Source organism: Amycolatopsis sp. M39, from assembly GCF_001651785.1.
Lineage (GTDB): Bacteria > Actinomycetota > Actinomycetes > Mycobacteriales > Pseudonocardiaceae > Amycolatopsis > Amycolatopsis rubida.
Genome location: NZ_LWSF01000001.1, coordinates 862140 through 887823, shown reverse-complemented (window position 1 = coordinate 887823; position 25684 = coordinate 862140). Strand labels below are relative to the sequence as shown.

Below are 25684 nucleotides of genomic sequence, written 5' to 3'. Positions count from 1 at the left end.
CCGGCTCCGGCTCCGGCTCCGGACGCGAGCGAAGCACCCAGCACCGCGCTCAGTCACCGCCCGCGCCAGACGATCGCCGTCGAGCGAGCGGCCAGCGGCCACCGGCCGGCGAAACCCACCCGCCCGCCGGCTCCCTGGCGCGAGCAGCACCCTGCCCAGGCACCAAGCGAACCGCATGCTCGCCGAACGACCCGCTCCCCAGCCGGCAACCGCGCGATCCGACGAAGACCAGAACTCCCCGCGTCACATCGCGGTGTCGTTCTCCTCTTGGGCGCGCAGCAGATCGTCCCGGGCGCGGGACACCCGGGACCGCACCGTGCCGACCGGGCAGCCGCACACCTCGGCCGCCTCCGCGTACGACAGGCCCAGGAACTGGGTCAGCACCAGGGCTTCGCGGCGATCCTCGTCGAGGGTGTCCAGCAGCAGGCCCAGTTCGATCAGGTCCTCGAAGCCCGCCGTGTGTGTCCGGGCGGACTGTTCTTCGGCCGCACGCTGCCAGTCGGCCGTCGTGGATTCGCGAGGGCGGACCGAACGCGCGCGGATGCGGTCCACGACGACCCGGCGGGCGATGGACAGCAGCCAGGTCCGCGAGGACGACCGGCCCGCGAACCTCGGCAGCGAGCCGAACGCGCGCAGGTACGTTTCCTGGGTCAGGTCGTCCGCTTCGGCCGGGCTCGCGCGGTGGGCCAGGAACCGCCACGCGTCGGCTTGCGTCGCGCGGACCCAGGCTTCCAATGCGGTCCGGTCGCCGCGGCCGGCGGCGAGGGCCAGCGCGGTGATCCGCTCGTCGTCGTTGTCGCGGCCGGTGGACACGGACATCACGGTAGTCCATGCCCGTCCGGGACAGTCGCCTGACCAGGCCGGAGAAAAATCGCCGAACCCGCCGGGAACCGGGGCGCGCGTCCGAGCGACTATGACAGACGTGAGCTGTGAAATCTTCCGCGAAGCGCTGTCCGCGCGACTCGACGGCGAAGCGGGCCCGTTGCCCGAACCGCAGGTCGACCGGCATCTCGAGACCTGCGGGGCGTGCCGGAGCTGGTACGAGCGGAGCACGACGCTGCGCCGTGCCCTGCTCGTCCGCAGCGCGCCCGAGGTGCCCGACCTCACCGGCCGGATCCTCGCCGAAACCCCGGCCCCGCCGCGGGAGAAATGGGGGCTGCGGGTCGCGCTGGGACTGGTCGGGCTGGTCCAGTGCGGGCTGGCGTTCGCGCAACTGCTCGGCATGGACAACGCCCACGGCGGCGGCGGTTTCATGGAAGGCCACCTGATCAACGAAAGCGCGGCCTGGAACCTCGCGGTCGGCGTCGGACTGCTGTGGGCGGCACTGCGCACCCGCGCGGCAGCCGGGCAGCTGCCGATGATCACCGGGTTCGTGATCGTCCTCGCGGTGCTCACGACCAGCGACCTGATCGGCGACCGGGTGACCGTCGCGCGGGTGCTGTCGCACGTCTTCCTCGTCGTCGGACTGGCACTGCTCTACGCCGTCCACCGGCAGCACCGGCTCCGGCACCAGCCCGGCCCCGACCTCGCCGGCACCGCCGACGACCCGGACCACGCCACCGTGCCGGCCCACGGTGCGCTCGCCCTGGTCCGCCCGCACCCGAAGCGCGGCCGCGACTCCCAACGCCCGACCGGACGGCACCGCGCCGCCTGACGCGCGCTCGCGCGGGAGCCCGGCCGGGAAAGCTCACCCAGCCGGAAACCCGCGAGCACGGAATCCGCGCCGCCATCGCGGGCCTGCGAACGACCTGAACCGCAACCCGGAGAGGCGGCCGCGCCGTCCGGAGCCGCCGCTGCCCGAGCGCGAGGGTCAGCCTTGAACTGCCCGAAAGTCTTCTTAGGCGGACAATCTAAGACACAACCCGAGTCAACCCGCGAAGCTCTCTTACTCGCGGGCCTGGCCTGACCGCGAGGCAACCGCGCTCTCCGAGATAACCAATCGGCGAAGACTGATCCGCTCAGCCCAGACAACAGGAACCGCGGATCCTGGCACTGACGGCACGAGCAAGCGCCTGCTCAACCCAGCCAAGCCCGCCCGAACACCAGGCTCTGCGAAGCACGCTCCGAGTGCTTCGCAGAGCCTGGCCACGCGACCCCGACAGCCCCCGCGCGAGCAAATCCCGCGAAACCGATCCGCCCGCCCAAGAGCGGGAACTGCGGACTCTTGCCCGCACGCTCCAAGATGCCCGCCGCCCAAGCCAAACCCGCCAGCTCGAACCCGTCGGCCTCGCCAACGGGACCCGCCCAACGACGGGCCCGCAACCTCTGGCACGCGGCCCGAAACAAGAGGCCCGCCGCAGCATGCCCGGCCACGACACCAGCCAGCCAAACCCCCTTCGGTCCTGAAGCGGCGCACCGAACCACGCGCCGGGCACGCTCAGATCATCGCTACCGCCATCACCGCCATCCCCAAGCTCATCACGCCTTCCATCACCAGCCCGGCCTCCCGCCGTCCGGGGCGGGCGACTGTCCGGGCGTGATCGATCGCCCTGGCCAGCCACGCGATCCCCGCCGCGAGAAAGACCACCGCCAGCACCACCGCGACCACCACTACCCGCGCAGGCGCGTGCCCGGTCATCGTCATGCCAGCGTCGCCCATGTCCATCCCGGCGTGCTCGCCGCCCATCGCGGTCGCGGACATCGTCATTCCCGCCATCGCCGACGGCATCACGAACGCCATCCACGCCATCCCGGCCATCATCAGCGCGTGGTGTGCTCCGGGCAGACGTCCGTGCCCGAATCCCAGTGCCGTGCTCACCGCGAACCATCCGGCGGCCGCTGCGAACAGCACGACCTGCGGCATTCGCGCGAAACTCATCGTCGCAGGCCAAGCCATCGTGACCATCCCGACGCACATCGCCGTGTGGAGCGCGTCGGCCACTCGCCCGCTCAAGCCGGGACGCCGCGCGCATCGGTACAGGCAGAACATCCCCGCGGCCGCGAACAGCAGCGTGAGGATCCAGCGCAGACCCGGTTCGGCGATCATCGGGCGGTCCCCCGGCGCAGGCCCAGCAGGCAGTCCACCGCCAGGAATCCCAGCAACGACACCCCGAACACCGGCAGGAACCAGCCCGCCACCGCCAGTCCGACGAGCACCGGGGCCAGCACTCGCCCGGGGATCCGCCGCCACGCGCCCCGCACCGGCAGCCTGCCGAAACGACTCCGGCCCCGCAGCCACCACATCCGATACCCCCACCCCACAACGCACGCCAACGCCGCCCCGAGCACCGTCAGCGCCACCTGGTTCGCCACTCCGAACAACAACCCCATATGCGCGTCGATCCCCCACCGGCTCAGCTTCGCGGCCAGCGGGTAATCGGCGAACTTCAGCGTCCCGGTGATCTTCCCGGTGCCGGGGTCAACCGACATCGAGTCCTGTTTGGACGGCCAGCTCCGGCCGACCTGCTGCACCACGTAACCGCCGCCGGAAGGCGGCTGGATCTCCACCGGGTCGGACAGTCCGGCCCTCGCGGTCGCGTCGCGGACGGCCTGCCAGCCGACGTCGCCGGGAGACGGAGAGGCGGACGAGACCGACGGCGTCGTCCAGTCCAAAGAGGACCGGAGGCCGGTGATGTTCGCACCGGCGTGCAGCGACCACGTCAGCCCGGTGGCGGAAAGAAACAGCAAACCCGCGGCGATCCACAGGCCCGTCGAGCCGTGCCAGGAACGCAGCCGTCGCCGTCCGGGTTTGCCTGCCGACGGCAGCAGCACCGCACGCAACCGTCGACGGCGGCCCAGCCACAAAGCCACTCCGGCGAGGGTGATCACCCACAGCCAGCTTGCCGCGAGCTCGCTGTAGAGCCGGCCGAAGTCGCCGAGATGGAGGTTGCGGTGGAGGGTGTCGATCCAGCCCCGGACCGGCAGCGCCTGTCCGGAACCGTAGGTCTCCAGTGCGCCGCGGACCTCGCCGTCATGCGGGTTGACGAACACTGTGTACCGGTAGCTCGGCGCCAGCCCCGGACGGTCGAAGATCACCTGGGTGGTGTCGGTCGCGGACGGAGCCGGGCGGACGCCGATGACCTTCCCGTCCGGCACCTGACTGCGAGCGACGAGAACCTGCTGGTCGAGCGGTACGGCGTCAGCCGCGGCCGGGACGTGCAACTCGTGCGCGTAGACGGCCTGTTCCAGCTGCGGCGTCCACGCGTACGCGATCCCGGTCAGCGCAGCGACCAGAAGGAACGGGCCGACGAACACCCCGGCGTAGAAGTGCAGCCGCAGCACTAACGGCCGGACCGCCGCCCACCCCGCAGCTCGTGCCGGTTCCGTGCGTGGCGCGTCGTCGATGCCGATGGCCATCCTGCTCCCTTCGCGTGGTCCGCCTCCTGAGGAGTCGGACCGGCGGGGCAGTCGGTTCCCGGCGGCGGCGAACGCCCGTTCGGGTGCCCCGCGCCGGCGAAGCATTGCTTCTGGCACTCGGTGACAGTATTGTCGCCCTCACATTCGACACCAAGTGTCAAATATCGCCGTCACGAGACAAGGGAGTCACGATGAGCGAGTCGACAACCGCCGCCGAGACGAAAGCCGAAGAGGTCGTAGCCGACGAGTTGCTCGTCGAGGAGGTCTCCATCGACGGAATGTGCGGTGTCTACTGATCGCGGCGCCGCGGCGTTCGATCTGGACGGTGCTTGGGAACTGGACAGCCGGGTCTCCATCCGGCCGGAGCGGTTCGGCGCGCTGCTGTACCACTTCGGCACCCGCCGGCTGTCCTTTCTCAAGAGCCGCACCATGCTCGCCGCGGTGCAGGCGCTGACCGACCACCCCTCCGCCCGCGCCGCGTGCGCGCAGGCCGGGGTCGCGCAGGCGGAACTGCCCCGCTACCGCGCCGCCCTCGCCGCCCTCGCGGCGTCGGACATGATCCAACCGAGGAGCGTGTGATGCCGCTTGTCGACGAATTCCAGTTCGGGCTCGACGCGCCGATCTGCCTCACCTGGGAACTCACCTACGCCTGCAACCTCTCCTGCGTGCACTGCCTTTCCTCGTCCGGCCGCCGCGATCCGCGCGAGCTGAGCACCGAGGAGTGCAAGGCGCTGATCGACGAGTTCGAGCGCATGCAGGTGTTCTACGTGAACATCGGCGGCGGCGAACCGACCGTCCGGCCCGACTTCTGGGAGCTGGTCGACTACGCGACCGAGCACCACGTCGGCGTCAAGTTCTCGACCAACGGCATCAAGATCACCGAGGACGTCGCGCAACGGCTCGCCGGCAGCGATTACGTCGACGTCCAGATCTCCCTCGACGGCGCCACCGAGGAGGTCAACGACCACGTCCGCGGCCCCGGCTCCTACCGCACCGCGATCCGGGCGATGGAGAACCTCGCCGCGGCCGGGTTCGGGAACTTCAAGATTTCTGTCGTGGTGACCCGGCAGAATGCGGGGCAGCTCGACGACTTCAAAGCCATCGCCGACCGCTACGGCGCCCAGCTGCGGCTCACCCGGCTCCGCCCGTCCGGCCGCGGCGCGGACGTCTGGGACGAGCTGCACCCCACCGCCGCCCAGCAGCGGGAACTGTACGACTGGCTGGTCGCCCGCGGCGAAAACGTGCTGACCGGCGACTCGTTCTTCCACCTCGCGGGCTACGGCGACGGCGGTCTGCCCGGGCTCAACCTGTGCGGCGCGGGCCGGGTGGTGTGCCTGATCGACCCGGTCGGCGACGTCTACGCGTGCCCGTTCGCCATCCACGACACCTTCCTCGCCGGAAACACGCGCGGCGAAGGCGGATTCACCCGCGTGTGGCGCGAATCCGAGCTGTTCGCCGAACTGCGCGGCCCGCAGAGCGGCGGGGCCTGCACGTCGTGTTCGGCGTTCGACGCCTGCCGCGGCGGGTGCATGGCGGCGAAGTTCTTCACCGGGCTGCCGCTCGACGGTCCGGACCCGGAATGCGTGCGCGGCCACGGCGAACGCGCGCTGGCCGGGGTCGCCGCGGGCAGCGCGCCGAAACCGTCGCTGGACCACTCGCACCGCACACGCAAGCGCGAACCGGTGCCGGTGACCATCGGCATGCGCCGCCCGCCGGACCGGGCCTGCGACGAGAACCCGCTCGCCGGCTTCACTCCGGGCCGCTGAAATGCGCCTGGCCGATCTGTCGTCGCCGGACGTCGCCGAACACGCGGCGTCCGGCGCGATCCTCGCCGTGCCGCTCGGGGCCACCGAGCAGCACGGCCCGCATCTGCCGTTGAGCACGGACACCGACATCGCGACGGCGTTGTGCGAAAGGCTTGCCGCGGAGCGGCCGGACGTGCTGGTCGCGCCAGCCGTGCCGTACGGATCGAGCGGCGAACACGCGGGCTTCGCCGGGACGTTGTCGATCGGGCAGGCGGCCACGGAACTCCTGCTCGTGGAGCTGGGCCGCTCGGCCTGCGAAACGTTCCGGCGACTGCTTTTCGTGTCCGCGCACGGCGGAAACGCGGCTTCGGTGACCCGCGCGGTCGCGACGTTGCGGACCGAATCGCGGGACGTCTCGATGTTCGAGCCGCGCTGGCAAGGAGATCCGCACGCCGGACGGCCGGAAACCGCTCTCCAGCTGGCTCTTCGGCCGGACGCGGTGCAGATGGGAAAAGCAGTCCCGGGAGACGGCCGTCCGCTGAGCGAACTGCTTCCCGCGCTGCGCAAGGGCGGCATGAAAGCAGTGACCGGCACCGGGATCCTCGGCGACCCCACCGGCGCGACGGCGGACGAAGGGCGGGATCTCCTCGACGACCTCACGGCGCGGTTGCGAGCGCACGTGCACGACTGGACTTCCGTGGGGACGCGATGAAAGCCGCCCTCGTAACCGGCGCGGCGCGCGGCATCGGCGCAGCCACCGCGATGAAGCTGGCCGCACAAGGCTGGGCCGTGCTCGCGGTGGACGTCGCCGAAGACGACCCAGCACTCCCCTACCCCATGGGCAGCGGCGAAGAACTGTCCACAGTGGTCTCCAAGATCCGGGAAACCGGCGGCGTCGCCGAGGAATTCCGTGCAGACGTCCGCGACCGCACCCAACTGGCCACAGCGGCAGCAGAAGCGGAACAACGCTGGGGCGGCCTCGACGCGGCCATCGCGGCGGCCGGGGTGATCGCGGGCGGAGTGCCGCTGTGGGAAATGCCGCCCGAGCAAGAAGACGCTGTCCTCGAAGTCAACCTTCGCGGCGTCCTCAACCTCGTCCACGTCGCGATTCCCGCGTTGCTGCGCCGTCCGAAACCCCGCTCCGGCCGGTTCCTGGCCGTCGCGTCCGCAGCCGCCGTGCGCGGGTTGCCGACGCTCGCCGCGTACTGCGCGGCGAAAGCCGGTGTCGCCGGGCTGATTCGCGCGCTGGGCACGGAATTGGGAGACTCCGGCGTCACCGCGAACGCGGTCAGCCCCGGGTCGACCGACACGCCCATCCTCGCCGAGAGCGCCCGGCTGTACGACCTTCCTTCAGCACAAAGCTTCGCCGCACAACAACCTGTGCAGCGATTGCTCGACCCCGCCGAGGTCGCCGCCGTCCTGGCGTTCCTCGCCGGTCCGGAAAGCAGCGCGACGACCGGCGCGGTCATCCCGGTGGACGGAGGGCTGGCGTTGTGACCACCCCGCTGCCCGCCGGATTCCGCCTCGCCATCGACCCGAGCGTCAAACAACTCTCCGACGGCCTCCTCTTCGGCGGCTCCCCCGCTCGTGTCCTGCGGCTCAGGAAAGCCGGGCGGACGGCGTGGACACGCCTGGCGGACAATCCGGTCGAGACCTCGGCCGAAGGCGTCCTCGCCCGGCTGCTCACCGACGCCGGATTCGCACACCCGTTGCCACCGGCCAAAACCGCCGACGCAACCGTCGTGATCCCGGTCCGCGACCGCGCCGAGCTGCTCGGCCGCTGCCTCGCCGGGCTCGACGGCCGCTACCCCGCGCTGGTCGTCGACGACGGATCCGCCGACCCCGCTGCCATCGCCGCCGTCGCCTCCGCGCACGGCGCGAAACTCGTCCGCCGCGACGTCAACGGCGGACCAGGCGCAGCCCGAAACACCGCGCTGGAGCACGTTTCCACCGATCTGATCGCCTTCCTGGACAGCGATTGCGTCCCGTCGCCGGACTGGATCGACCGGCTGGCCGGGCATTTCGCCGACCCGCTCGCCGCCGCCGTCGCCCCGCGCGTCCGTCCCCTCGCCTCAGGCACCTGGGCCGGTCGCTACACCCGCGCCGCCAGCAGCCTCGACCTCGGCGCCGCCGCCGCCCGCGTCGCGCCCGGCACGCGACTGTCCTATGTGCCCACTGCCGCACTCCTGGTCCGGCGGACCGCGCTGGACTCCGTCGCCCGCGACGGTGCGGTCTTCGACCCGGCAATGCGCGTCGGCGAGGACGTCGACCTCGGCTGGCGGCTCCACGACGCCGGCTTCCGGATCCGCTACGACCCGTCCGCGCACGTCGGCCACCACGAACCGGCGACCTGGCGCGCGTTGCTCGGCCGTCGCGCCAGCTACGGCACTTCCGCCGCGCCGCTCGCCCTCCGCCGCCCGGGGGCGATGGCTCCGCTCGTCCTGCACCCATGGCCGACGCTGACCGTCGCCGCTCTCCTGGCCCGCCGTCCGCTTCCGGCCGCCGCCGCGTTCGCGGGCGCAGTGCTGAGCATGGCCCGTGTGCTGCGCCAAAGCGAAGTGCCGACCCACGGCGTCCAGCGCGCGACGGCCACCGCCGTCGGCCAAACCTGGCTCGGATCCGGCCGTTACAGCACGCAATTCGCCGCTCCCCTGCTCGCCGCGCTCCTGCTGCCCGGCGGGCGGAAACGCTGGGGGCGGCGGGCCGCGATCGCGTCGCTGCTCGCCGGACCGCCGCTGGCCGCCTGGCTGCGGCAACGCCCCGATCTCGATCTCTTCCGCTACACCGCCGGCGCGGTCGCCGACGACCTCGCGTACGGCGCCGGGGTGTGGGCGGGCTGCCTCAACCACCGGACCGCGGTCCCGCTGCGGCCGCGCGTCACCTGGCGCCCTCTGCGCGTCGACCCGAAGGGAAAACGATGAGCACCACCTGGTTCGAATCCGTCGCCGAAGCACAGCGGCGGGCGAAGAAGCGCCTGCCCGCGTCCGTCTATTCGGCGCTGATCGCCGGTTCGGAAAAAGGGCTGACGCTGCAAGACAATCTCGTCGCCTACGACGAACTGCGGTTCGCCCCGCGCACCGCCGGACTGCCCGGCGAACGCGATCTGAGCACGAACGTGCTCGGCCGCGACGTCGCGCTGCCGGTGCTGATCTCGCCGACCGGCGTGCAGGCCGTGCACCCCGACGGCGAGGTCGCGGTGGCTCGCGCGGCCGCGGCACGCGGGACGTCGATGGGGCTGTCGTCGTTCGCGAGCAAACCCGTCGAGGAAGTGGTGGCCGCCAACCCGAACACGTACTTCCAGGTGTACTGGACCGGCAGTCGCGACGACATCCTGCGCCGGCTCGACCGGGCCAGGTCGGCGGGCGCGGCCGGGATCGTCCTCACGCTCGACTGGTCGTTCTCGCACAGCCGCGACTGGGGCAGCCCGCACATCCCGGAGAAGATGACGCTGCGCGAGCTGATCCGCTTCGCGCCCGAGGGCATGATGCATCCGCGCTGGCTGCTGACCTACGCCCGCACCAAGAAACTGCCCGACCTCAGCGTCCCGAACATGGCCGAGCCCGGCACGCCGATTCCCACGTTCTTCGGCGCGTACGGCCAGTGGATGCAGACCGCGCCGCCGACCTGGGAGGACGTGAGCTGGCTGCGGAAGCAGTGGGACGGGCCGTTCCTGCTGAAGGGGGTGTACCGCGTCGACGAGGCGCGCCGCGCGGTCGACGCCGGGGTCAGCGCGATCTCGGTGTCCAACCACGGCGGAAACAACCTCGACGGCACCCCCGCCACGATCCGCGCGCTGCCCGCGGTCGCGGACGCAGTCGGGAACGAGGTGGAAGTGTTGCTGGACGGCGGCATCCGGCGGGGCAGCGATGTCGTGAAGGCGCTCGCGCTCGGGGCGCGTGCGGTGCTGATCGGGCGCGCGTACCTGTGGGGCCTCGCCGCGGGCGGACAGGCCGGGGTGGAGAACGTGCTGGACGTCCTGCGCAACGGCATCGACTCGACGCTGCTCGCGCTGGGACACCGCAGCGTGCACGACCTGAGCCGCGAGGATCTCATCGTTCCGGAGGGGTTCGAGCGCCGGATCGGGGCTTGAATTCCGCAGCTAGCGCCGTCCGCCGCCGAAGAACCGCACCGCCGCGGCAGTGAACTCCGGCGAGGCCGGCGCACCGTGATGATCGCCGGGCACCGGGGCGAACTCCGCGTTCACCAGCCGGGCGAGCGGCTCGGCGTCGGCGTGCCCCGCGTCCTCGCCGCCGACCGCGACGAGCGCCGGGATCGTCAGCGCGGTGAGGTCGTCCGTCGGCACGACCGAACGAAGGACGTGCATCAACGCGTGCGGGTCGGTGCCGAGGCGGGCGATCCGGTGCGCGGTCCCGGCGCCGGCCGGTTCCACTGCCCTGCCTTCGGTCAGCGCCGCGAGCACCCGGTGCAGCGGACCGCCCCCGCCGCCTCGCCGCATGGCGGCGAGTCCTTGCCCGCCAAGGAGAATCCGCGACGGTCGCGCGCCCCGCACGACCATGCGGAACGCGACTCGCGCGCCGAGGGAGTACCCGCCCAGCGCGTATTCGGTCAGGCCGAGCTGCTCGGCGAACGCGAGCCCGTCGTCGACGAGCACGTCCGGCGGGTACCCGGCCGGATCGCCGGGCCGCGGACTCGCGCCGTGCCCGCGGAAATCCGGCAGCAGCACGCGGAATCCGCGTTCGGCGAGCTGCTCGGCCAGGCCGCTGCGCAGCCACGCTTCGCCGGACGAGGTGAACCCGTGCAGCAGCACGACCGGTGTGCCCTCGCCTAGTTCGCGGTAGGCCAGTTCGAGTCCGTCGCGGGCGCGGAACCGATGGACGGGCAGGGCGATCATGGGCTCCTTCCGGCCGGCCGGACCCTATGATCGCACGCGCGGGCACCCGGGATCGGGGAAGCGGACGCGTCCCCGGCACCACCCGCTCCCGGTCCGCCCGGCCGTCGACCGCGATCCCGCCGCGCGAGCCGTTCGACCAGGTTCCGGCGATGGGCTGCCGCTCCGGGTCGAGCGCCGGCTCGCCGTGCCACGGATGCGGGTCCTTGGCCAGCACGCGCAATTCCTCGCGGTCCAAGCCGCATTCGCGCGGGCCGTCCGGCCGTCCGGCGAAGCGATCGTCCAGTTCCGCGAGACGAGCCGTTCGGTTCCGTCGACGACGAAAGCGCGCGGGACGAACACGTTTCCGACGTCGCGCTGGACGCCTCGGGTCTAGGCCGGGGTTTGGCACCGGAGCACCGGCGGTGAGCGCCGGTGCGCGAGCGAGGCGTCCTCGTTCCCCATGCGACACCAGAGGGCGGGGATCCGCGGGAGTTCGACCTCGCGGCGCTCGACGCGGCCGCCGGTCAGCGCGAGGGCGCGGATCCGGTCCAGCCGAAAGCCGCGCACCGCGTCGCGCAAGCGGCACCAGCCGAGCACGTACCAGCCCGCCAGGCCCCACAACAGGCCCAGCGGCTCGACGTCGCGTTCTGTCTTCTGGCCTTTCGCGTCCCCATACGACAATCGGAGGACGCGCCGTGCGGCGAGAGCAGTCAGGATCAGTCCGCTGTGGACAGCGGGCGGTTCGGGCTCGCCGACCCGGTGCAGCCGCGGCGAGGTGCTGTTCGCCCGTCGCGGACGTCGGACGGCAGCCGCGCGAGCACCTCGCGCCGCTGTCGGCTCCGCCGCGCCCGCGAAGGGCGAACCGGCGGCCGAACGCAGCACGACGGTGATCGCGATGGCTTCCTCCGGCGCGAGCGGTGGCGGGTCCGTTCGCGGTTGAGCCCCTAGCCGCCAGTCCGGCCGGGTTCGGTCCAGATCGGGACGCCTGGCCTCGCACAAACCGCCGAGGTCGCCCTCGAACCGGGACGCGAGCCACGCCGCGGTCCGGGTGCGCGGTGTGACCGGCCGAAGCTCCTCGACAAGCGCGTACAGCCGGTCCGCGCGATTCACCCGGCCAGCCCACGAACCTGCGGACCATCACCCGATCGGGTGGCTTTGCGGGCGACCGCCGTCACGAAGGCGGAGCTGCGCTGTTCCGTTCGCGGGAGCCGCGACCGGCGCCGGTCCGTCCGGGTGAGGGCGGCGGACCGGCGAGGTCCCCTCGTTCGTCGGGGGACGAGGGGACCGCCGGGGCGGGTCGGCGCAGGGGGCCGGCCCGTTCCCGGTCCGGCGGGGACGCCGCGGCCTCCGGCCCCGGGCAACCGTGCTGACCGGCCGAGACCCGACCTTCGACGGGTTGCGCCGCCGTCCGTTCCGGAGGCGAATGGGTGGGGACGACCCGAGGAGGACGCAGGTGTTCTCGACAGGTCCCGGCACCCAGCCGGACCGGCTCGCCGACGCGCTGGCGGACGGGCCGTTCAGCCGTGCCCTGACCCTGGCCATCGACCGCAGCGGGCTCGGCCTCGACCGGCTCCGCGACCGGCTCGCCGCGGCGGGCGCGGCGGTCAGCACCACGACTCTCAGCTACTGGCGGACCGGCCGCACGGTGCCCGCCCGTGCCCGTTCGCGCGTCGCCGTGCGGATCCTCGAGGGTGTGCTCGACCTGCCGCCGGGCTCGCTGACCGGGCTGATCGAGCGCGATCCGGAACCGCCGCCGGTCCCGGTCGTGCGCTGGGAACGGCTGTGGGGACGCCGGAACGCCGTGCTGCGGGTGCTGAACTCGTTCGAGACGGCGTACCGGACTTCGCTGGTGGTCGTCAGTCTTCACGAGGCCGTGCACGTGGGCCCGGACCGGCGGCTGCACCGGCTGGAAGTGCGCGAGGTCGTCCGCGCGACCGAGGACGACACGCACATCCGGCTGGTCACCGCGCACGGCGTCGGCCCCGGCTGCCCGCCGCGGCTGGTGCGCACCCGCTACTGCTCGCCCGGGCGCACGGAAACCCTCGCCGAAGAAGGGTTCACGGTGTGCGAACTCGTCCTCGGCCGCGGACTGGACCGGGGCGAAACCGCGATCGCGCAGTACGAATTCGAGTTCACCGACGACCGCCCGGACTGGTCCTACGAGCGCCGGTTCCGCAACGCCGTGCACGAACACCTGCTCGAACTGCACTTCGCGCCCGGCTTCGAACCGCGGGCCTGCCACGCCTACCGCCTCGACTCCCCCGCCGGGCCGGAAACGACCGTCGCCGAGCTGCCGATCACCGAGGGCCTTCCCGCGCACGTCGTGTCGGCGGCGGTCACTCCGGGGATCCTCGGCCTGCGCTGGCAGTGGGACCCGCCATGATGGACCCATGGAATCGACGCGGATCGACCGCTGGCTCTGGGCGGTCCGGCTGACCAAGACGCGCGCCGACGCCGCGGCCGCCTGCCGCGGCGGGCACGTGCGCGTCAACGACCGCCCGGCGAAACCCGCGACCTCGGTCGTGCCCGGCGACGAGGTCCGGGCCCGGATCGGGACGACGACCCGCGTGGTCGAGGTCGTGCAGGTGATCCAGAAACGGGTCGGCGCGGCCGTCGCGGCCACCTGCCTCATCGACCGCACCCCGAAGCCGCCGCCGGAAGCGGCGATCCCGGTCGCCCGCCGCGAGCGCGGCGCGGGCCGTCCGACGAAGCGGGAACGCCGGGTGCTGGACGAATTCCGCCGCCAGCAGGGGTGACCCGCTCGGGGCGCCCTGGTCAGGCGCCCGAGTTCGCCTTGTCCCGCCGCCGACGCACGTGCTGTTCCTCCCGCATCCGCTCCACCATGTCCGGATAGTGCAGTTCGAAGGCGGGCCGTTCGGAGCGGATCCGCGGCAGCTCGGTGAAATTGTGCCGCGGCGGCGGGCTCGACGTGGCCCATTCCAGGGAATTGCCGAAGCCCCACGGATCGTCCACGTTGACCTTCTCGCCGTAGCGGTAGCTCTTCACCACGTTCCAGATGAACGGCAGCACCGAAGCGCCGAGAACGAATGCGCCGATGGTCGAAATCGTGTTCAGCACGGTGAACCCGTCGCTGGCCAGGTAGTCCGCGTACCGCCGCGGCATTCCTTCCGCGCCGAGCCAGTGCTGCACCAGAAACGTCGTGTGGAAGCCGATGAACGTGGTCCAGAAGTGCCATTTGGCGAGCGATTCGTCGAGCATCCGGCCGGTCATCTTCGGGAACCAGAAGTAGATCCCGGCGAACGTCGCGAACACGATCGTGCCGAACAGCACGTAGTGGAAGTGCGCGACCACGAAATAGGTGTCGGTGATGTGGAAGTCCAGCGCGGGCGCGGCCAGCAGCACTCCGGTCAGCCCGCCGAGCAGGAATGTGACGAGGAATCCGGCCGACCACAGCATCGGCGATTCGAACGACAGCGTCCCCTTCCACATCGTGCCGATCCAGTTGAAGAACTTCAGCCCGGTCGGCACCGCGATGAGGAACGTCATGATCGAAAAGAACGGCAGCAGCACCGCGCCGGTCGCGAACATGTGGTGCGCCCACACGGTCGCCGACAATCCGGTGATGCCGACCGTCGCGAACACCATCATCCGGTAGCCGTAGAGCGGTTTCCGGCTGAACACCGGAATGATTTCGGTGACTATCCCGAAATACGGCAGCGCGACGATGTACACCTCGGGATGGCCGAAGAACCAGAACAGGTGCTGCCAGAGGATCGCCCCGCCGTTCGCGGGATCGAAAACGTGCGCGCCGAGCCTTCGGTCCGCCTCCAGCGCGAACAGCGCGGCGGTGAGGATCGGGAACGCGATCAGCACGAGAATCGCGGTGAAAAAGATGTTCCAGGTGAACAGCGGCATCCGGAACATCGTCATTCCCGGCGCCCGCAGGCAGAGGATCGTCGTGGTCATGTTGACCGCGCCGAGAATGGTTCCCAGGCCGGACACGATGAGACCCATGATCCACAGGTCGCCGCCGGCTCCGGGACTGTGGACGGCGTCCGACAGCGGCGTGTAGGCGGTCCAGCCGAAATCCGGCGCCCCGGCGGGCGTGAGGAACGCGCTCAGCACGATCAACCCGCCGAAAAGGTACAGCCAGTAGGAAAACGCATTCAGGCGCGGAAACGCGACATCCGGCGAGCCGATCTGCAGCGGCAGCACGAAATTGGCGAATCCGAACACGTTCGGCGTCGCGTACAGCAGCAACATGATCGTGCCGTGCATGGTGAACAGCTGGTTGTACTGCTCCTGCGACAGGAATTGCAGCCCCGGCTGGGCCAGTTCGCCGCGCATCAGCAGCGCCATCGCGCCGCCGACCAGGAAAAACGCGAACGACGTGCCGAGGTAGAGCAGCCCGATCCGCTTGTGGTCGGTGGTGCGCAGGACGCCCAGCAGCACCGAGCCTTTCTTGCCCCGGTGCGGCGCCGCGGCGATCACCGCCGGCCGGGGCTCCAGTTGCGTCATGACCGACCTCCCGCGCACCCGACGATCGCCGGGCAGCCCACGGCGGCCCGGCCTCACGCACGGCGGGTAACCGGCCGCTGCGCGCGGCAAACCCAGGCTCTGTCAGCTGTCCCGGCGATACGGCAGCTGACCGTTCGTCAACGCCGCACCGAACACCACGGCCGCGCCGATCACCAGGAACACCGCCCCGGCGGCGGGCGCGGACGCCCACCACACCACGCCCGACGCGGCCACCAGCCAGGCCCCGACGAGCGCCTCCTTCCGGGCGGGCGTGCTCGCCTTGCGCGCACGCAGTCCCGCGCTGCCCAAAGCGAGCACGCCGATCGCGAGCACCGCCAGCACCGGCCAGTACATTCTCCTTACTCCCGGAAGTCGCCGCTGTGCCTGCGGTAGGCGACGGTCACCGAGATCACTGAGAAAATCGCCAGCAGCACGCCGACGATCAGCGAATTCGTGCGGATCGCGTCGCGGTGGCCGTCGACCGGGTAGCCGAACGCGAAAGGCGCGGCGATGAGCCAGAAGCCGATCGCGACATTGACCAGTCCCAGCCACCGCGCGCGTTCCGGCAGGCCGAACCGGACCAGCGCGACCGCCGCCACGGCGATCCCGCACGCCAGGCTGTTCCAGAACCCGGCCGTCGCGGACAACGTGAACGAGTAGCTGTACGCGAAAGCCGCGAACACCAGCCACGCCCCGGCCAGGAACTCGGCCGTGAGCGGCAGTCTGCTTTCCCGCAGCTTCCGGTCCCGCGGCGTGAACGCGGTGAGCGCCATGCTCATCTTCATTCCGTGGTCACCTCCTCGCCGGGGTCACTGCCCGGCCTTGATTCCCGATTCGCCGTGATCGAACTGGATCGCCTGGCGCAACGGCACTGTCGTGGTCCGGGCGGGCGCGGGCCGATCAGCAGGACCACGCGGTGGTGCGCCGCTTCGAGGACCATCGCGCTGCACGCGTACCGAGCCAGTACCGCGGACGCGAGCAGGAAGCAGGCGGCGATGGTGCGCACGACGTCTACGTCGCCGATCAGGCCGATCGCCAGGAGCATGCAGAGCACGAGGCTTTCCGCCAGCGCGGCGAGCGCGCCGGTCCTGGTGATCGCCCCGAGCCCGACGAACCAGAAGCCGATCGCGGCCGGGCTCGCCGTCGTCGTCGAAGGCGGCCTGCCGAGGCCGACGAACAACTGGTAGACGCCGAAGCCGATCCAGAACGCGCCCCACGCCCCGTGAACCACGGTGGCGAGCGCGTCACCCACATCCCGGCGAGAAACTGCGCGACGCCGCCGAAGGCGAACGCGAACGGGGCGAGCAACAGGGGCGTCGTCGTGCTGCCGCCGAACCAGCCTGCCAGGTCAGCCGCCACCATGAACGTCGGCACCGCGAACCCGGCGAGCCCCAGGATCGACGGTGCCGCCACCGGACTCAGATTGAGGTGCGGGTGCTCGCGCCCGAACGAATATTCCGCGCCGTCGCCGCCGGCCGCGCGGCCGGGAATCCGCGTCTCACGGGTCATCTCCGGCTCCTTCCCAGCCGAGGGCCCCTGCCCGCCGCGCGTACCCCGGCACCGATCTGCGGAACCCTGCATTCACTACGCCGAACGAGTGAATTTCATGGCTGGCCGGGCGACGGGCAGTGTCCACTTCGGACGCGACACTCCCCCGCGCGGACGGGATGCCCGGCGACGGGGGTCCGGTATGCCAGGGTGGGCGCATGGCGAGCGTCCGCGGTTATCTGTTGTCCTGGACCACTTTGCTGCCGTTGGTCGCCCTGGTCCTGCTGGCGCTCACCTGGGGCCGCACCCTCGGCCCGGTGCCGGTCGCGCTGGTGGCGATCGCGCTGGCGGGCACGGTTCTCGCCGCGGTCCACCACGCCGAGGTCGTCGCGCACCGGGTCGGCGAACCCTACGGCTCGCTGGTGCTCGCGGTCGCGGTGACCGTGATCGAAGTCGCGCTGATCGTCACGATGATGGCTTCCGGCGGCGAAAAGGCCGAAACCCTGGCGCGCGACACGGTGTTCGCCGCGGTGATGATCACCACCAACGGCATCGTCGGGCTGTCGCTTCTCGTGGGCGCGCGCCGGTACGGGGAAACGCGCTTCCACCCCGAAGGCAGCGGCGCGGCCCTGGCGACGGTCGGCACGCTGGCGACGCTGAGCCTCGTGCTGCCGACCTTCACCGCCAGCACCCCCGGACCGGCGTTTTCCGGGCCGCAGCTGGCTTTCGCGGCCGGTGCGTCCTTGGTTCTCTACGCCACTTTCGTGATGACGCAGACCGTCCGCCACCGCGATTTCTTCCTTCCCGTCGACCACGACGGCGAGACTCGCGAGGAGGAGCACGCGGAGCCGCCGAGCGCCCAGAAGACCTTGGTGAGCCTCGCTCTGCTGCTGATCGCCCTGGTCACCGTCGTCGGCCTGGCGAAGGTCGAATCTCCGGCGATCGAAGCCGGCGTGCGCGCGGCCGGGCTGCCGCAGTCTTTCGTGGGCGTGGTGATCGCCCTGCTGATCCTGGCCCCGGAAACCCTCGCGGCGGTCCGCGCGGCACGGCGCGACCGGATGCAGATCAGCCTCAACCTCGCGTACGGCTCCGCGATCGCCAGCATCGGCCTGACGATTCCGGTCATCGCACTCGCCTCGGTGTGGCTGAAGGGACCGCTGCTGCTCGGTCTCGGGCCGACGCACATCGTGCTGCTCGCGCTCACGGTGGTCGTCAGTGTGCTGACGGTGGTACCGGGACGGGCCACGCGGCTTCAGGGCGGGGTGCATCTGGTGTTGCTCGCGGGATTCCTGGTGCTGGCGATGAATCCGTGAGTTCGCCGTGGGGCTGGCGGCCTCCGCCGGTGCCGCGGAGGTCCGTGGGGAACCCTGCGGGAATCTGATTCCCGCAGGGTCCCCCTCACGGACAGCTCGGTCGTGCTCCGTGCTCCCAGCTGATCGCCCCGAGCCCGCGAACGAGATTCCTGATTCGCTTGTCGTTACCGCGATCACTGCCCGATCGCTGGTCAAGCGGCTTTTTCCGCCGCTTCCCGAGGCTTTGGGCGGGCCGCCGGCGCGGGCCGCGGGAGGAAAAGGACGCCGGTTTTGTCGGTGCTCATCCGTATCCTGGCCAGGTGAAGATCCAGCAGTCCCCGAACCCGTCCGCTGCGGCCGGTGAAGCCGCGCGCAGAGCTTTCCCCGGCGTCCGGCCGGCAGCCCCGGCCGGCACCCGTTTCGTCCGTGCCGCGGGCGGCGCGCCCGTCGCTTTCGCGAGCGTCCGAGGCGCCGCCGCCCGGCTCGTGACCCCTGAGTTCGCCGGTGCCTCCGGCCGCGAGGTGCGCGCATGACCGGCGTCTCCTCCCCCGTCACCGAGGCTCCGGCACGGCCGCCCGCCAAGCCCGGGCTGCTGATCAGCGTGCTCGTGCTGTCGGCGTTCGTGATGATCCTCAACGAGACCATCCTGAGCGTCGCGCTGCGCGACCTCACCGTCGACCTCTCCGTCCCGACCACCACGATCCAGTGGCTCACCAGCGGCTTCCTGCTCACCATGGCGGTGGTGATCCCGACGACGGGATTCCTGCTCGAACGGTTCACGCCGCGGCAGGTGTTCGCCTTCTCGCTCGCTTCGTTCAGCCTCGGCACGCTGCTGTGCGGCGTCGCGCCCGGCTTCGGCCTGCTGATGGCGGGCCGCGTCGTGCAGGCGTGCGGCACCGCGGTGATGATCCCGCTGCTGATGACCACCGTCATGCGGCTCGTGCCCGCCCAGCGCCGCGGCGCGACGATGGGCACGATCAGCATCGTCATCGCGGTCGCGCCCGCGATCGGCCCGACGATCGGCGGCGCGGTGCTGTCGTCGCTCGGCTGGCGGTGGATGTTCTTCATCGTGCTGCCGCTGTCGCTGGCCGCGCTGCTCACCGGGATGCTGCAACTGCGGATCGAGAGCGAAACCCGCGCGGTTCCGCTCGACGTCCTCTCGGTCGTCCTGTCCGCCGTCGGTTTCGGCGGAGTCCTGTACGGCCTGTCGTCCGCGGGCGAATCCGCCGAGACCGCGCTGGTGCCGCCGTGGCTGCCGATCGTCGTCGGAGTGGTTTCGCTGGCGGTGTTCGGCTGGCGGCAGCTTCGCCTGCAGCAGCGCGACCGCGCCCTGCTCGATCTGCGGCCGTTCACCCACCGCAGTTTCGTCGTCGCGCTGGGGCTCAGCGCGTTGCTGTTCATGTGCCTGATCGGCGCGGGCGCGATCCTGCTGCCGCTGTACCTGCAGACCGTCCTGCACAAGTCCACGTTCGTCAGCGGCCTGGCCGTCCTGCCCGGAGGTTTGGTGCTCGGCCTGCTCGGCCGTCCGGTCGGCGCCCTGTTCGACCGGGTCGGCGCGCGTCCGCTGGTGCTGCCCGGCGCGCTCGCGATGGCGGTCTCGCTGTGGCTGTTCTCGTTGCTGGGCCCGGGTTCTCCGCTGATCGCGGTGATCGGCATCCACGTCGTCCTGATGGCCGGACTGGGCCTGATGATGACGCCGCTGATGACCGAATCGCTGGCGGCGCTGCCCGACCACCTCTACTCGCACGGCAGCGCGATCCTCTCGACGCTCCAACAGGTCGCCGGCGCGCTGGGCACCGCGGTGTTCATCAGCGTCGCGACCCTGAGCAGCGCCGGACACGCCGCGGCGAGCCCCGACTCCGACGGCCTGCAGACGGCGTTCGTCGTCGCCGGCTGCATCGGCGTGGCCGCGGTGGTCGGAGCCTGGTTCGTCCGGTCGCCCCGCCCGGAACGAACGGAGGAGGAGGCCTGACCCCGGTGGACCCAGAACGGCTCGATGCCGTCGCCCGCACCTACACCGCGTCCATGACCAGCATCCGCGGCCGGCGCGTCCACCGGCTGATCATGCGCCGGCTGGCAGGCTACGACCACGTCCTGCCAGCCGGGACCGCCGCCGGCGCCCCGGCGCTGCTCGCCCTGTCCGCCGACGGCCGAGCCGCCCTCTGCCACAGCGACGGCCGCGGCCCGTCCGCAGATCTCGTCGCCTGCGGCCCGACGCCCGGGGTCACCGTGACGTCCGCACACGACCTCACGAAGGACTCGCTGCCGGTGCTGAGCTGGACCGTCCGGCATCCGGGATTGCTGGACGTCGCGGGCCCGCTGACGATCGTCCCCGGCGAGGCGGAGCAGGAGGAGATCGAGGCGGCCCTGCGTCTTCGATGACCGGCTGCGGGGTATTCAGGACGAAGCCAGCGGCTCGGAGCCTGCGCTGATGACCGGTGCCCGGTCGCGGCCGGCTTCGAGCCGCCCGAGGCGGACGATCTGCCACCGAGCGACGGAGAAACTCCGCCCGGTGCGCCAGCCGGGCCAGCGCCCGCCGTTCGCGAGACAGCCGCGAACAGGCCCGCCGAACCGCGGCGATGACCGCAGACCTCCCCCGGAGGAGTCCGCCGAGCATCTGTGCCGCCCCGGCCAGCACTCCGCCTCGCGCGGGCCACGAGCCGACCGGCAGTCTCGCCGAGCACCAGCGCGATCGCCGAGCGCCCTCGCGAGCATCAGCCCATCCACCGGCCAATCCCGCCGAGCACCCGCGCGCCTACCAGGCAATCCCGCCCACCACCCGCACAACACCAGACACCCTCGCGAACACCCCCACACCCACCAGGCAATCCCGCCCACCACCCGCACAACACCAGACACCCTCGCCGGAGAATCCATCTCGCCCTACCGCGCCGCCATCCGGGCGGGCAGGCGTCCCGGTCTCACCGGCCGAACGCACGCTCCCACCGTTCGACGTCCCGCAATCCGCCGTCCGGCGCGGACCAGCAGGCCTGGAGCAGGTCGTAGCCGTCGTGGACCAGGGCCGCGTGGGCGGGCCAGCGTTCGGCGGCCCAGCCGGGCTCGTTGTGCGCCGAATCCACCCCTGCCCGGGTCGCGCCTTCCAGCTCGAACTGGAGGTCCCGGCGCGCAGCCGCACGCGGAACCGGCGCGCCGGCCAGCACCGCGCGGGCAGCGGCGCGAACCCGAGATCCGGTCCAGTCCAACGTCTTCCGNCTTCCGATGCGCACGCGGCACCACCGCGTACTGCACGACCACCGCCACCGCGACCCCGATCGCCGTCTGCGCGAAACGGTCCGCCACCGCGGGCCACACCGGGCCCGGCAGGCTGGCGACCCCGGCGGCCAGCAGGGCGAGCGGCGTGATGACGACTGTCGCCACCGCGTAATTCCGCGGCACCACCAGCTCCACGCAGAACTGCAGCACCGCCAGGATCGCGATCAGCACGACCCCGGAAGGCGCGACCATCATCACCAATCCGAACAGCACGAGCCCGGCCGCAGTCCCGACAAACCGGTGCAGCGCACGGACATTCGCCCGCCGCCGGTCCAATCCCTGCTGCAGCACCACCAGCGCGCTCAGCACCGCCCAATGCGGCCGTCCAAACCCGATTGCCACCGCCAGTTCCCCTGCGACCACGCACCCAACGCCAACGCGCAACGCCGTCAACGCGGCATGCGAACGCAACGGAGCCGCCCGCCACAGCCGGTACCCGAGGTTCGGTCGCGGCAACGGGAGCTTCCCCGGCGGCAGCTCGACGGACTCGCCCGGCGAAGCGTCCGCGAACCGCCGGTGGGCGGCGAGCAAGGTCGCCACCAGATCCGGTCGCGTGCCCCGGCGCGGATGTCCCGCGTCATGCAGCGCAGTCCATGCCGCGGACACCGCGGCACCGGCGGCGTGCCGGGCCTCCGCCGTCTTCCGTTCGGCGGAGATGAACGCGTCGACGGCCCGCACCGCACGTTCGACGGCTGTCCGCTCCGGTTTGGCCCGGTCGGCCAGCACCCCGGCCATCGACACCACAACCGACGATCCGGCCCCCGCCGCAGCGCACGCCAGCACCACCCACGGCCGGGCTCCAGCCTCGACCGCCGCCTGCGCACCCGCGCACACGAGCGCGAAGAACAACGGCCCCGGCGGTCCCAGCCGCAACGCGTCGACGACGTAGGTCGCCAGCACCGCGACCACGGAGACCACCAGCACCGACACCGGCCCCGGCGGCACCACGGTCCCCACCGAAGCACCCAACGCGGCCGCTGCGAGCAACCCGGTGCCAGCAGAAGCCACGACGCCCGCCCGGACCCGGTACGGCCGCCCTTCGCCGTACAAGACCGCGAACGTCCCCAGCGTCACGAACAACGCCGAGGCCGAGGCCCCCGCCAGCACCAGCGCGATCCCCGGCACGGCCACCGCGGCCGCGGCCCGCAACCCCGCCGACCACCTCCGCCCGACCGGCGGCAAAGCGAACATCAACGCCCGGAAACCCGCCACGCGAGGCAACTGCTCAACCGGCTCGGGCGACGATCCCATCCGCCCATCCCAACACGCCGCCACCTGCCCCGAAAGCCCGGCCACGCCAGGCAGAGACCGCGAGCACACTCCCGGCGCGGGTTCGCTCCGCAGTCGAAACGCCTCGCCGGTGGACGGAGAGGCGCTGCCAGGCCCGCCGGACGCGGCCTCGCCGCTCATGCCCGCAACGGCCAGCCCTCGTGCCCCGATCACCACCCCTCCGGACGGGGAACAACCGCCAAGCTCGCCGAACACGCCAACCACCGCCCATCCCCACGACACCCAACCCCTCCCCGTGCCCCGCCCACTAACCCTCGCGGACAGAGAACAACCGCTCACCCCCGCAACACCCAGCCCTCCTGCCCGCTCGCTAACCCTGCGGACAGAGAACCGCCCACCCAGCCGAACACCGCAGCCACGCCAGCCCGCCGCTCAACCTCGCCGAACACGGCAGTCACGCCAGCCCGCCGCTCAACCCCGCCGAACACCGCAGCCACGCCAGCCCGCCGCTCAACCCCGCCGAACACCACAGCCACGCCAACCCCCCGCAACACCCAGCCCTCGCGCATCGCCGCAGCGAGCACTCGGCTGTCGACGATGGAGGCGCCGTACTCGCCCGCTGTCCGCAGCGCGGCAGTCGCTTCTACCGGCACGCCCGGAACCGCGGATCTCACGAGCCAGACCGGCGGTTCACCCGCCCGCCTGGGTGGGTCCGAACTCGACAGACCCGGCGCGCCGACCTCGGCCCAGTCGCCTCCGCAGAAGGCAGCGCCCCTCCGCGGAAGGCAGCGCCCGTCCGCCGCACGCAGAAGAGCAGGCCGCACGCAGAAGAGCAGGACAGGAAAGGCGAGTGGCCTCACCGAAACTCAGCCCGCGCAGCCGCCTCCCCCACTGTCACCGGGTCCAGGTCCGGATGGGCCGCGTCGGCCCGTTCCCATTGCGCAGCGGCCTCCTCCGCCATCCCTTGCGCCGCAGCGACATTCCCCGAACCCAGGTAAGCCCGTGCCGCCTCGTGCGTGCTGCCGCAGGCCTCCGCGCGGGCCGCCGCTTCTCGGTAGGCCGACTGCGCGTCCGGATGATCCCCCGCACGGAACCTCGCCCAGCCAAGGCAGTTCAACCCCATCACGACGTCCAGTTCCAGCCCCAGCTCCTCGAACACCGACAGCGTTTCCTCGACCAGACGGGCGGCTTCGGCAGGCCGTCCCAACGCTGTCAGGACCAGGGCGACACCCCGCGTCGTGATGGCGCCGCTGCGTCGGTTGCCGGTCAGTTCGTAGAAATCGGCCGCGGAGCGCAGATCGCGCAGGGCTTGTTCGTGGTTGCCCCGGTAGTGCTCAGCCCAAGCGGCATGCGCCAGGGCGGTCGCTTCGCCGTGGCGGTCGCCGATTTCCCGGTACTCCCGCAGGGCCTGGCGGTAACACTGGGACGCCTCGTCCAGATCGCCGCGATCGACGTAGGCGATTCCCAGGTTCGCGGCGGTCGTCGCGGCGGCCCAGCGGTTGCCGACGGCCTCGGCGGCGGCGCGTGCCCAGCGGTGCGTCGCGATCCACGGGTCCCACAGTTTGGTCAGGTAGAAGAATCCGCGCAGGAAGAACGCCAGCTGCCAGCAGCGCTCGGACTCCCCGGTCCGGCGGCAGAGCGCGACCAGGTTCGGCCATTCCGCACGGAACCAGGCGATCGCGCTGTCCTGGTCCGGGAATTCCACCTTCGGCAGCCCAGGCGGGTAAGTCACTTCCGGGCGGTACCGCGGGCCGCTCATCGCCCGGTCGGCGCGTTCCGCGGTCGCCACCGAGAAATCGGCCAGGCGGCGGAAAGCGTCCTCGCCTGCGACGCCGGAGCCGGCGAAAACCTTGACCAGGTCGTGGAAACCGAACCGGCCCAGTTCCGGCTGCGTCAGCAGGTACGCCTGGTGCAGGCGGTCCAGCAGGCGTTCGGCCTCCACCGCGTCCAGGCAGCCCAGCGCTTGCGCGGCGGTGACGTCGAAGTCCGGGCCGGGGTGCAGGGCGAGCAAGCCGAACAGCCGTGCTTCCGGCTGCTCCAATTGGCGGACTGACAACCCGAAGGCGGCAGCCAGGCTTCGTTCGCCGTCGTCGAGTTCGCCCAGGCGGCGGGTCTCGTCGGCCAGGCGGCGTTCCAGTTCCGCGACGTCCCACGCCGGGTGGGCGCGCAGGCGAGCCGCGGCGATCCGGATCGCCAGCGGGAGGCGGCCGCAGCGGTCGGCGATCCGCCGAGCGGCGTCGGGGGTCGCGCCGGTCAGCACCGCGACCAAGGCGGCGGCCGCGGCGGAAGGGAGGACGCCCAGCGAGACGTGCTCGGCTTCGTCCAATGCGGGCAGCCGGCTGCGGCTGGTGATCACGACCCGGCATTTCGGTTCCGCGGGCAGCAGCGGGCGCACTTGCCCGGTGCTGCCCGCGTTGTCCAGCACCAGCAGGAAACTCCGGCCGCGCAGGCAAGTCCGGAAGAGCGCCGCGCGGTCGTCGGGATCGGCCGGGATCCGGTCCGCGGGCACCTCCAGGATCCGCAGCAGACGGTCGTGCGCGTCGGCCGGCGTCACCGGTTCGCCGGAGGTGCCGCGGAGATCGAGAAAGAGGCTGCCGTCGGCGAAGGAGGCTTCGAGCCGGTACGCGCACCGCACCGCCAGTGCCGTCTTGCCTGCCCCGCCCATCCCCGAAATGACGCAGACTCCGCCGTCGGACTCGAGAATCTCGCGCACCGCCCGGGATTCCGCATCGCGGCCGGTGAACTCGGCGGTCACCGGGGGAAGGCCGGACGGGCGGACGTCCGGCCGGGTCCGGCGTTTTCCGGTTTCCGCGGGAACCAGTGCGGTAAGCGCACCTGGAGTACCGAATTCGGATTCACACAATGCCGCAAGTGTGGAATTCGGGGCAGCGAGGCCGGTTTCGACCTTGCTCAGGTACCCCTTGCTGTAATGCACCCGTCCGGCCAGTTCGGTGAGCGACAGCCCAGCCGAGGTGCGCTGCCGCCGCAGTTCCGCTCCGAACGTCGCGCGCGCTGTCATCCGCCCCCACCTTCTTCTCGCTCCCAGTATG

The 25684-nt window shown here is 71.6% G+C and carries 26 protein-coding genes and 1 pseudogene; 14 read left to right on the top strand and 13 right to left on the bottom strand.

Annotated elements, in window-relative coordinates:
- Positions 1-243 precede the first annotated feature (243 nt).
- Entirely contained in the window at positions 244-813 is a 570-nt protein-coding gene (gene sigC / locus A4R44_RS04215) for an RNA polymerase sigma factor SigC (protein WP_093577110.1), read from the bottom strand.
- A gap of 100 nt (positions 814-913) precedes the next feature.
- Between sigC and A4R44_RS04210 the strand changes: the two genes are divergently transcribed.
- Positions 914-1654, top strand: a complete 741-nt coding sequence (locus A4R44_RS04210) for a zf-HC2 domain-containing protein (protein WP_067576403.1) — start codon at positions 914-916, stop codon at positions 1652-1654.
- A 723-nt stretch (positions 1655-2377) separates the two neighbouring features.
- Here A4R44_RS04210 and A4R44_RS04200 read toward each other — a convergent pair.
- Both A4R44_RS04200 and A4R44_RS04195 read right to left on the bottom strand, forming a co-directional pair.
- Positions 2378-2986: a DUF5134 domain-containing protein gene (locus A4R44_RS04200; protein ID WP_067576401.1), complete on the bottom strand. Its 609-nt coding sequence runs from the start codon at positions 2984-2986 to the stop codon at positions 2378-2380.
- On the bottom strand, positions 2983-4296 hold the full coding sequence (locus A4R44_RS04195) for a PepSY domain-containing protein (RefSeq protein WP_067576400.1): 1314 nt from the start codon (positions 4294-4296) through the stop codon (positions 2983-2985). The genes A4R44_RS04200 and A4R44_RS04195 overlap by 4 nt, the downstream gene beginning before the upstream one ends.
- 191 nt (positions 4297-4487) lie before the next feature.
- Here A4R44_RS04195 and mftA point away from each other — a divergent pair, with 191 nt between their 5' ends.
- From mftA to mftD, 7 genes are read left to right on the top strand one after another with little or no spacing between them, the layout of a single operon-like run.
- Positions 4488-4592: a mycofactocin precursor MftA gene (gene mftA, locus A4R44_RS04190; protein ID WP_067576399.1), complete on the top strand. Its 105-nt coding sequence runs from the start codon at positions 4488-4490 to the stop codon at positions 4590-4592.
- Complete coding sequence (gene mftB, locus A4R44_RS04185; protein ID WP_067576398.1) at positions 4582-4875, top strand: mycofactocin biosynthesis chaperone MftB; 294 nt, start codon at positions 4582-4584, stop codon at positions 4873-4875. Before mftA ends, mftB begins: the two co-directional genes overlap by 11 nt.
- Complete coding sequence (gene mftC / locus A4R44_RS04180) at positions 4875-6062, top strand: mycofactocin radical SAM maturase (protein WP_067576397.1); 1188 nt, start codon at positions 4875-4877, stop codon at positions 6060-6062. The genes mftB and mftC overlap by 1 nt, the downstream gene beginning before the upstream one ends.
- Position 6063: 1 nt before the next feature.
- Complete coding sequence (mftE, locus tag A4R44_RS04175; RefSeq protein WP_067576396.1) at positions 6064-6753, top strand: mycofactocin biosynthesis peptidyl-dipeptidase MftE; 690 nt, start codon at positions 6064-6066, stop codon at positions 6751-6753.
- A complete protein-coding gene (locus tag A4R44_RS04170; RefSeq protein ID WP_067576395.1) occupies positions 6750-7538 on the top strand; it encodes a mycofactocin-coupled SDR family oxidoreductase in 789 nt (262 codons plus the stop codon). The genes mftE and A4R44_RS04170 overlap by 4 nt, the downstream gene beginning before the upstream one ends.
- Positions 7535-8962 carry a mycofactocin biosynthesis glycosyltransferase MftF gene (mftF, locus tag A4R44_RS04165; RefSeq protein WP_067576394.1) on the top strand — a complete coding sequence of 476 codons (1428 nt, stop codon included), beginning with the start codon at positions 7535-7537 and terminating at the stop codon, positions 8960-8962. Before A4R44_RS04170 ends, mftF begins: the two co-directional genes overlap by 4 nt.
- Complete coding sequence (gene mftD / locus A4R44_RS04160) at positions 8959-10131, top strand: pre-mycofactocin synthase MftD (protein WP_067576393.1); 1173 nt, start codon at positions 8959-8961, stop codon at positions 10129-10131. The genes mftF and mftD overlap by 4 nt, the downstream gene beginning before the upstream one ends.
- A 9-nt stretch (positions 10132-10140) precedes the next feature.
- Here the strand turns inward: mftD and A4R44_RS04155 are convergent, their stop codons facing one another.
- A complete protein-coding gene (locus A4R44_RS04155) occupies positions 10141-10893 on the bottom strand; it encodes an alpha/beta fold hydrolase (RefSeq protein WP_067576392.1) in 753 nt (250 codons plus the stop codon).
- Positions 10894-11262: 369 nt separating this feature from the next.
- Positions 11263-11982: a YafY family protein gene (locus A4R44_RS04145; RefSeq protein ID WP_232791488.1), complete on the bottom strand. Its 720-nt coding sequence runs from the start codon at positions 11980-11982 to the stop codon at positions 11263-11265.
- Between the two features lie 343 nt (positions 11983-12325).
- Here A4R44_RS04145 and A4R44_RS04140 point away from each other — a divergent pair, with 343 nt between their 5' ends.
- Together A4R44_RS04140 and A4R44_RS04135 are read left to right on the top strand one after the other, a co-directional pair.
- Positions 12326-13255, top strand: coding sequence for a hypothetical protein (locus A4R44_RS04140; protein ID WP_067576390.1), 930 nt, complete (start codon positions 12326-12328; stop codon positions 13253-13255).
- 7 nt (positions 13256-13262) lie between these two features.
- Complete coding sequence (locus A4R44_RS04135) at positions 13263-13628, top strand: RNA-binding S4 domain-containing protein (protein ID WP_009076800.1); 366 nt, start codon at positions 13263-13265, stop codon at positions 13626-13628.
- 19 nt (positions 13629-13647) lie between these two features.
- Here the strand turns inward: A4R44_RS04135 and ctaD are convergent, their stop codons facing one another.
- The 5 genes and pseudogenes from ctaD to A4R44_RS49960 form a co-directional block, all read right to left on the bottom strand.
- Complete coding sequence (ctaD, locus tag A4R44_RS04130; RefSeq protein WP_067576389.1) at positions 13648-15351, bottom strand: cytochrome c oxidase subunit I; 1704 nt, start codon at positions 15349-15351, stop codon at positions 13648-13650.
- A gap of 102 nt (positions 15352-15453) precedes the next feature.
- Complete coding sequence (locus A4R44_RS04125; RefSeq protein ID WP_067576388.1) at positions 15454-15705, bottom strand: hypothetical protein; 252 nt, start codon at positions 15703-15705, stop codon at positions 15454-15456.
- Between the two features lie 5 nt (positions 15706-15710).
- Complete coding sequence (locus A4R44_RS04120) at positions 15711-16136, bottom strand: SPW repeat protein (RefSeq protein WP_067576387.1); 426 nt, start codon at positions 16134-16136, stop codon at positions 15711-15713.
- On the bottom strand, positions 16133-16603 hold the full coding sequence (locus tag A4R44_RS49965) for a hypothetical protein (RefSeq protein WP_232791501.1): 471 nt from the start codon (positions 16601-16603) through the stop codon (positions 16133-16135). Before A4R44_RS49965 ends, A4R44_RS04120 begins: the two co-directional genes overlap by 4 nt.
- A 53-nt stretch (positions 16604-16656) precedes the next feature.
- Positions 16657-16713: pseudogene (locus tag A4R44_RS49960) on the bottom strand (hypothetical protein); the annotation flags it as partial.
- Between the two features lie 344 nt (positions 16714-17057).
- Here A4R44_RS49960 and A4R44_RS04110 point away from each other — a divergent pair.
- From A4R44_RS04110 to A4R44_RS04095, 4 genes are all read left to right on the top strand, one after another.
- Positions 17058-18152 carry a calcium:proton antiporter gene (locus tag A4R44_RS04110; protein WP_067576386.1) on the top strand — a complete coding sequence of 365 codons (1095 nt, stop codon included), beginning with the start codon at positions 17058-17060 and terminating at the stop codon, positions 18150-18152.
- A gap of 299 nt (positions 18153-18451) precedes the next feature.
- On the top strand, positions 18452-18664 hold the full coding sequence (locus tag A4R44_RS04105; protein WP_067576385.1) for a hypothetical protein: 213 nt from the start codon (positions 18452-18454) through the stop codon (positions 18662-18664).
- The gene (locus A4R44_RS04100) at positions 18661-20103 is read left to right on the top strand and encodes an MDR family MFS transporter (RefSeq protein ID WP_067576384.1); all 1443 of its coding nucleotides are present in this window, start codon (positions 18661-18663) and stop codon (positions 20101-20103) included. Before A4R44_RS04105 ends, A4R44_RS04100 begins: the two co-directional genes overlap by 4 nt.
- Positions 20104-20108: 5 nt before the next feature.
- Positions 20109-20513 carry a hypothetical protein gene (locus tag A4R44_RS04095; RefSeq protein WP_067576383.1) on the top strand — a complete coding sequence of 135 codons (405 nt, stop codon included), beginning with the start codon at positions 20109-20111 and terminating at the stop codon, positions 20511-20513.
- Between the two features lie 501 nt (positions 20514-21014).
- Here A4R44_RS04095 and A4R44_RS04090 read toward each other — a convergent pair.
- The 3 genes from A4R44_RS04090 to A4R44_RS04080 all read right to left on the bottom strand — a co-directional run bounded on the left by A4R44_RS04090 (position 21015) and on the right by A4R44_RS04080 (position 25653).
- Complete coding sequence (locus tag A4R44_RS04090) at positions 21015-22655, bottom strand: FUSC family protein (protein WP_198545148.1); 1641 nt, start codon at positions 22653-22655, stop codon at positions 21015-21017.
- Positions 22656-22969: 314 nt separating this feature from the next.
- Complete coding sequence (locus A4R44_RS04085; RefSeq protein WP_067576382.1) at positions 22970-23287, bottom strand: hypothetical protein; 318 nt, start codon at positions 23285-23287, stop codon at positions 22970-22972.
- Positions 23288-23490: 203 nt separating this feature from the next.
- Complete coding sequence (locus tag A4R44_RS04080; protein WP_067576381.1) at positions 23491-25653, bottom strand: helix-turn-helix domain-containing protein; 2163 nt, start codon at positions 25651-25653, stop codon at positions 23491-23493.
- Between the last annotated feature and the right edge of the window lie 31 nt (positions 25654-25684).